This is a genomic window from Nonomuraea cypriaca (assembly GCF_015645445.1).
Lineage (GTDB): Bacteria > Actinomycetota > Actinomycetes > Streptosporangiales > Streptosporangiaceae > Nonomuraea > Nonomuraea cypriaca.
Window position 1 is genome coordinate 22086 of record NZ_JADOGI010000136.1, and the last position, 6995, is coordinate 29080.

At 71.4% G+C, this 6995-nt stretch carries 6 protein-coding genes; 4 read left to right on the top strand and 2 right to left on the bottom strand.

Going from position 1 to position 6995, the window contains the following annotated elements:
- The first annotated feature begins 94 nt into the window (after positions 1-94).
- Together ITP53_RS35105 and ITP53_RS35110 are read left to right on the top strand one after the other, a co-directional pair.
- Positions 95-2221: an anthranilate synthase component I gene (locus tag ITP53_RS35105; protein ID WP_195899761.1), complete on the top strand. Its 2127-nt coding sequence runs from the start codon at positions 95-97 to the stop codon at positions 2219-2221.
- 41 nt (positions 2222-2262) lie between these two features.
- Complete coding sequence (locus ITP53_RS35110) at positions 2263-3534, top strand: amidohydrolase family protein (protein ID WP_195899762.1); 1272 nt, start codon at positions 2263-2265, stop codon at positions 3532-3534.
- 7 nt (positions 3535-3541) lie between these two features.
- Here ITP53_RS35110 and ITP53_RS35115 read toward each other — a convergent pair whose 3' ends face one another.
- Positions 3542-4342 (bottom strand): helix-turn-helix domain-containing protein, encoded by an 801-nt coding sequence (locus ITP53_RS35115; protein WP_195899763.1) that lies wholly within the window; start codon positions 4340-4342, stop codon positions 3542-3544.
- 141 nt (positions 4343-4483) lie between these two features.
- Here ITP53_RS35115 and ITP53_RS35120 point away from each other — a divergent pair, with 141 nt between their 5' ends.
- Positions 4484-5563 (top strand): WD40/YVTN/BNR-like repeat-containing protein, encoded by a 1080-nt coding sequence (locus ITP53_RS35120; RefSeq protein WP_195899764.1) that lies wholly within the window; start codon positions 4484-4486, stop codon positions 5561-5563.
- 3 nt (positions 5564-5566) lie between these two features.
- Positions 5567-5875 (top strand): ubiquitin family protein, encoded by a 309-nt coding sequence (locus ITP53_RS35125; RefSeq protein ID WP_195899765.1) that lies wholly within the window; start codon positions 5567-5569, stop codon positions 5873-5875.
- Positions 5876-6091: 216 nt separating this feature from the next.
- On the opposite strand, the gene thyX is transcribed toward ITP53_RS35125, so the two are convergent.
- Positions 6092-6781, bottom strand: coding sequence for an FAD-dependent thymidylate synthase (thyX, locus tag ITP53_RS35130; RefSeq protein WP_207756835.1), 690 nt, complete (start codon positions 6779-6781; stop codon positions 6092-6094).
- Between the last annotated feature and the right edge of the window lie 214 nt (positions 6782-6995).

Consider the following 6995-nt stretch of genomic DNA (forward strand, 5'->3'; position numbering starts at 1 on the left):
GTTTCGCATACCTCAACGGTCGGCCGCCCCGGATGGCGGCCTTCATTGTGTCCGCCCCCGGGGCCTCAGCATGTGAGTGGGTAAGGGGCAGCAAGTGGAAAGCAGCGGATATACCACTGCCGGGGGCATCGGCGTCGAGCGCGAGGTGCGCGAGGTCGGTGAGGCCTCGCTCGAGGAGATCGTGACGGCCCTCGGCGAGCGGCGCGGCGGCGCCTTCTCGTCGGGCATGGACTATCCCGGCCGCTACAGCAGGTGGGCCTTCGGCTACGTCGACCCCTGCGTGGAACTCGTGGCCAGGGGGCGCACCATCGCGGCGACCGCGCTCAATGCGCGGGGGCGGGTCGTGCTGCCCGCCATCGCCTCCTGCCTGCTGGCCGCGGGCAAGCCGGTCGCCGAGCCGACGCGGGACCGCGTCGAGGTGCACGTGCCGGAATCGCCGGACCTGCTGCCCGAGGAGCTGCGCAGCCGCAGGCCCACCGTGTTCACCGCGATCCGCGAGGTCATCGCGGCCTTCCGCGGCGACGACCCGCACCTCGGCCTCTACGGCGCCTTCGGCTACGACCTGGCCTTCCAGTTCGAGCCCATCAGGCAGGAGCTCGCGCGCCCCGACGACCAGCGCGACCTCGTCCTTCACCTGCCCGACCGGCTCGTCGTGATCGACCGGCAGCGCGAGACCAGCGTCGAGTTCCGCTACGAGTTCACCGTCGACGGCGCCACCACCCGCGGTCTGGAGCGCACGGGTGACAGCGCCGCCCCCGTCACCCCGGCCGAGGTGCCGCCCAACCCGGAGAAGGGTCACTACGCCAAGGTCGTGGCCGCCGCCAAGGAGAAGTTCAAGCGCGGCGACCTGTTCGAGGTCGTGCCCGGCCAGGTCTTCCACGCCACCTGCGCCGACCCGTCCGGCTTCTACCGCGGCCTGCGGCAGAGCAACCCGGCGCCGTACGAGTTCATCATCAGCCTCGGCGAGGGTGAGCACCTCGTCGGCGCCTCGCCCGAGATGTACGTCAGGGTCAACGGCGACCGCGTCGAGACCTGCCCCATCTCCGGCACCATCGCCCGCGGCAGCAACCCGGTCGAGGACGCCGAGGCCATCCGCACACTCCTCTCCAGCGTCAAGGAGGAGTCGGAGCTGACCATGTGCACCGACGTCGACCGCAACGACAAGTCGCGCATCTGCGTGCCAGGCTCCGTCAAGGTCATCGGCCGCCGCCAGATCGAGCTCTACTCCCGCCTGATCCACACCGTCGACCACATCGAGGGCCGGCTGCGCCCCGAGTTCGACGCGCTCGACGCCTTCCTCACCCACATGTGGGCCGTCACGGTCACGGGCGCGCCCAAGACCTGGGCCATGCAGTTCATCGAGGATCACGAGGCCACCACCCGCAGGTGGTACGGCGGCGCCATCGGCTTCATCGGCTTCGACGGCTCCATGAACACCGGCCTGACCCTGCGCACCGCGCAGATCAAGGACGGCGTGGCGGCCGTCCGCGCGGGGGCCACGCTGCTGTTCGACTCCGACCCCGAGTCCGAGGAGCGCGAGACCGAGCTCAAGGCCAGCGCCCTGCTCGGCGCGCTGGCCGTGGTCAACCAGCCGGGCGTCGTCCCGGTCGCCGAGCCGAGGCCGCAGCCCGGCCAGGGCATGAAGGTGCTGCTCGTCGACCACGAGGACTCCTTCGTCAACACGCTGGCCGACTACTTCCGCCAGGAAGGCGCCGACGTGGTGACGCTGCGCCACGGCTTCCCGCACGACATGATCGACGAGATCGGCCCCGACCTGGTGGTGCTCTCACCCGGCCCCGGCTGGCCGACCGACTTCGGCATGTCGGCCCTGCTCGACCAGATCTACACCCGCGACCTGCCGGTGTTCGGCGTCTGCCTGGGCCTGCAGGCCATGGTCGAGCAGGCCGGCGGCACCCTGGAGCTGCTCGACTACCCCGAGCACGGCAAGCGCGGCCAGGTCTCGCGGGCGGGCACGAGCGCGCTGCTCGACGGGCTGCCCGAGGAGTTCACCGCGGCCCGCTACCACTCGCTGCACGCCAAGCGGCCCGGCGTGGTCGGCTTCACCGCGACCGCGTTCACGCCCGACGGCAACGTCATGGCCATCGAGGACACCGAGCGGCGGCGTTTCGCCGTGCAGTTCCACCCCGAGTCGATCCTGACCCAGGAGGGCGGCGCGGGCGCGAAGGTCATCGCCAACGTGCTGCGTCTCTGCCGTAGGTAAAACGTCCACGGGCGCGTGCGGAGCTCCCCTAGAGTCTCCGCATGCTCCCCGCAGACCTGCCAGGCACGGTGCGCGACGCGCTGCTCGCCCCGCTCGTCGACCACCACTGTCACGGGGTGCGGCGAGACGATCTGAGCAGAGCCGAGTTCGAGCTGCTCATCAACGAGGGCGGCAGCCCGGCGCCGCCCGGCACGACCCACTTCGACACGCCGTTCGGCGCGGCGCTGCGCCGCTGGTGCGCGCCGCTGCTGGACCTGGAGCCGCACGCGCCGCCCGCCGTCTACCTCGCCCGCCGGGCCGAGCTCGGCGCGGGCGAGGTCAACCGGCGGCTGCTGGCGGGGGCCGGGGTGGTGGCCTTCCTCGTCGACACGGAGCCGGACGCCGCGGAGCTGCTGTCGGCCGCCGAGATGGGCCGCCACGGCGGCGCCGCGGCCGACGAGCTGGTACGCGTCGAGCAGATCGAACGCGACGTCGCCGAGGTCGCCCAGCTCGCCGTCGACTACCTCGACGACCTCGGCGACGAGCTGGCCGCCAGGGCCACCAGGGCGGTCGGGCTCAAGACCGTCATCGGAGCGTTGTGCGGGCTCGACTTCGACCCGTCCAGGCCGTCCAGGGGAGCGGTGATCGCGGCGGCCAACCGGCGGCTGTCCGACCCCAAGGAGCGGCTGACCGACCCGATCCTGCTGCGCCACCTGCTCTGGAACGCGATCGACGTGGCCAGGGAACGCGGGCTGCCCATGCAGTTCCACACCGGCTTCGGCGCCGCCGTCCCCGGACCCGCGGCGTCCGGCCCCGATCCGCACCGGCTGGGCGGGTTCGGCGCCGATCCTCAGCGGTTGGGTGGGTTCGGCGCCGATTCGCACCGGACCGGCGCGCACCGCCTTGGCGGGTCCGGTGCCGATCCGCATCGCGCCGATCCGGCCAGGATGGGCGCGTTCGTCCGGGCGCTGCAGCCGCTCGGGGTGCCGGTGATCCTGCTGCACTGCTACCCGTTCCACCGCCAGGCCGCCTACCTGGCCAACATCTACCCGCACGTCTACGTCGACGTCGGCCTCGCCCTCCCGCAGACCGCCGCCGCCTCGGCGAGGGTGATGGACGAGTTGCTGGAGCTGGCGCCGTTCCACAAGCTGCTGTTCAGCTCCGCCTGCCACGGCGTGGCCGAGACCGGCTACCTGGGCGCGCACTACTATCGGCAGGCGCTGGGCGCGGCGCTGGCTGCCAGGCTGCGCGCGGGGGAGTGGAGCGCCGCCGACGCGGCCAGGGTCGCCCACATGATCGGCTCCGGCAACGCCCGCCGCGTCTACCGCCTGTGACCCCGTGCTATCCGCTGTGCCGGAGTGCCGCGGCGGTCTCCTCGTCGCTGGGCCAGAACGCTTCGATGGCCAGCTCGGAGACCGTCACGTCCACCGGCGTGCCGAACGTCGCGATCGTCGTGAACATCGACAACACCCGGTCACCGGCCGCGATCCGCAGCGACACCAGGATGTCGGCGGGCCCCGGCGCGTGCGCCACGTTCAGATCCACCCCCGGATAGGTGTACGCCGCCAGCTCGTCGTGCAGCTCGGCCAGCCGCCCGTCGCCGGACGCCTCGGCCTGCCTGCGGAGCTGGTACAGCAGGTGGGCGCGGACCTCGGCCAGGTTGAGCAGCCTGCCGCCCATCGCGTCCGGGTGCAGCGACAGCCGCAGCACGTTGATCGGCTCCCTCAGCAGCTCGACCGGCACGCCCTCCATGAACATGGCGGCCGCCGCGTTGGCCGCCACCAGGTTCCACGCCGCGTCCACCACCACCGCCGGGTACGGCTCGTGCCCGGCAAGGATCTTGTCCAGCGCCTCCCGTACGACGCGCATCTCCGGGGCGCGTACCTCGCGCTCGGGATAGACCGGCGCGAACCCCGCCGCCATCAGCAGCCTGTTGCGGTGCCGCAGCGGCACCCCCAGCTCCTCGGTCAGTTTCAGCACCATCTCGCGGCTCGGCCGGGCGCGCCCGGTCTCCAGGAAGCTGATGTGGCGGGCCGAAACCTCCGCCTCGATGCCCAGGTCCAGCTGGCTCACCCGGCGCCGTTGCCGCCACGATCGCAACAGCTCCCCGAAAGACTCTTCTCGAACGGCAACCTGTCCCATGTCCGGAACGCTACTGGCTGGAGGGAAGTGTCACGATTACCTGCCAGGTAATGCGAGTGCTGTGAGGGGAATCTCCCAGACTTCGGCGGACGTCGCGCCGGCGTGGCACGATGGCGGGAAGCGAACATGGGAGCGATGCAAATGAGTGACGCAATGCTCGCGATCGGCACCCGCAAGGGCCTGTTCCTCGCCCGTTCGAGGGACGGCGGCCCGTTCGAGATCGGGCCGATCCAGTTCTCCACGGTCGCGGTGCCCTCGGTGGCGATCGACACGCGCGGCACCACACCCCGGCTGCTGGCCGGGATCGAATACGGCCATTTCGGTCCATCCGTCATGTACTCGGACGACCTCGGCGAGACCTGGAAGGAGGCCGAACAGCCGCCGATCGCCTTCCCCGAGGAGACCGGGGCGACCCTGAGCCGGGTCTGGCAGCTCGTGCCCTCACCGTCGGAGCCGGACGTGGTGTGGGCGGGCGCCGAGCCGGCCGCGCTGTTCCGTTCGGAGGACCGCGGAGTCACCTACCGGCTGGTCGAGGGCCTGTGGGGCCACCCGCACCGCGCGCGGTGGCAGCCGGGCGGCGGCGGCCTGTGCCTCCACACGATCGTCAACCACCCCACCGACCCCGAGATCATGGGGATCGCGGTCTCGGCCGCCGGCTTCTACCGCACGACCGACGGCGGCCGGTCATGGGAGGCGGCCAACCAGAACATCCGCGCCCCCTTCATGCCCGAGGGGCAGCAGTATCCCGAGTTCGGGCAGTGCGTGCACAAGGTCGGCATGCACCCGTCCCGGCCCGAGCGGCTCTTCCTGCAGCACCACTTCGGCGTCTACCGCAGTGACGACTTCGGCGGGAGCTGGCACGACATCGGCTCCTCGCTGCCGTCGGACTTCGGGTTCCCGATCGTGGTGCACCCGACGCGGCCGGACACGGTCTACGTGCTGCCCATGACGGCCGACATCGACCGCATGCCCGCGGACCACCGCTACCAGGTCTTCCGCAGCGACGACGCGGGCAGGTCGTGGCAGTCGTTCGGCAAGGGCCTGCCGGAGGGCCCGGTCTACGCGACCGTGCTGCGCGACGCGATGACCGCGTCGGAGGCCGGGGTGTTCTTCGGCACGCGCGACGGCGAGGTCCACTGCTCGCGCGACGAGGGGGAGACCTGGTCGCTGGTCGGCCGGCACCTGCCCGACGTGCTCACCGTGCGCGCGGCGGTGCTCTAGCCGATGGCGAAATCGGTGACGATGGTGGTGTTCGTGCTGCCCAGTTCGCTGCGGCGGTGGGTGAGCGGGCGGACGGAGGTCAAGGTCTTCGCGATCGGCGCCGACCGCGACTCCCCGCCCACCCTGGGCTCGGCACTGGACATGCTGCGGCGTACGCATCCGCTGCTGGAGGAGCGGCTGCGGGACGACTGCGGGCGCATCCGCCGGCACATCAGCATGATCGTGTGCGGCGAGAACGCCCGCGGCCTCGGCGGCCTCGACTGCGCCATGCCCCCGGGCGCCGAGGTCTACGTCCTGCCGGCCCTCGCGTAACCACGGCCGACCCGCGTCCCGCTCGCCCTGCCGGACGGTCCGGCCGGGGCGCGTCAAATCGGCCGCGCCGGCCGGTCGGGGGGCGTGTGCCCTCGGCTCGGCTGGGGCGTGTGCCCTCGGCTCGGTCAGCGCGGGTGCCCTTGGCCGTGCCGGCCGGTCGTGGGAGGCGCGCTCCCGCGGTCGGCCGGCACGCGCGTCGCACCTGCCGTCGCCGGGTCACGGGCAGACGCGGCCGTTCGCCTCGAAGGCGGCGTGGGTCAGCGGCATGAGCTCGGCCCACAGCGCCTCCATCTTCTCCGCCACCATCTCGATCTCGCGCTGCGGGAACGAGGGGAACGTGGAGTCCTCCCGCCTGACGCGCAGGGACAGGAAGTTCATCAACGCGCGGGCGTTGCACGTGGCGTACATCGAGGAGTAGAGGCCGACGGGAAGCACGGTCCTGGCCACCTCACGGGCCACCCCGGCGTCGAGCATCTCCCGGTAGGCGCGGTAGGCGTGCCGGTAGCTGTCCTTGGTCGCCTCCGTCACCACCTTGTGCTGCTCGGCGCTGCCGTCGGTGAACCGGTATTTGCCGGGCTTGCCCTCCTGGACCAGCTTGCGATCGGGGCCAGGCACGTAGAAGACGGGGACCAGCTGCCGGTATCTGCCGGACTCCTCGTTGTAGGAGAAGGTGCGGTGCCGCATGAACTCACGGAAGACGAAGATCGGCGCGTTGACGTAGAAGGTCATCGACGAGTGCTCGAACGGCGTGCCGTGCCGGTCCCGCATCAGGAAGTTGATCAGGCCCTTGGATCGCTCGGGATCCGCCTCGGCCTCGGCCAGCGAGCCCTCGCCCTTGGTTGACACCCGCGCGGCCCACAGCACGTCGACGTCCGACGCGGCCGCCTTGACGAGTTCCACATCCATGTCGCTCCGAAACTTGATCTCTGCCTCAAGTTCGGCGTCACCCATGCTGAGCCCCCGCTCCGGTCGAGAACGTACGCTCCAAGCAAACCAGTTCCCACCCCCACGACGCGACTCGCCCCCATCGCGGCACCCAGATCAACTATGAGATACGTGGCGGCGGCCGCCGGGAGCGCGGTCGTGGTGGGTCGTTCAGCGGGCTGTTGCTGGGAGGGTG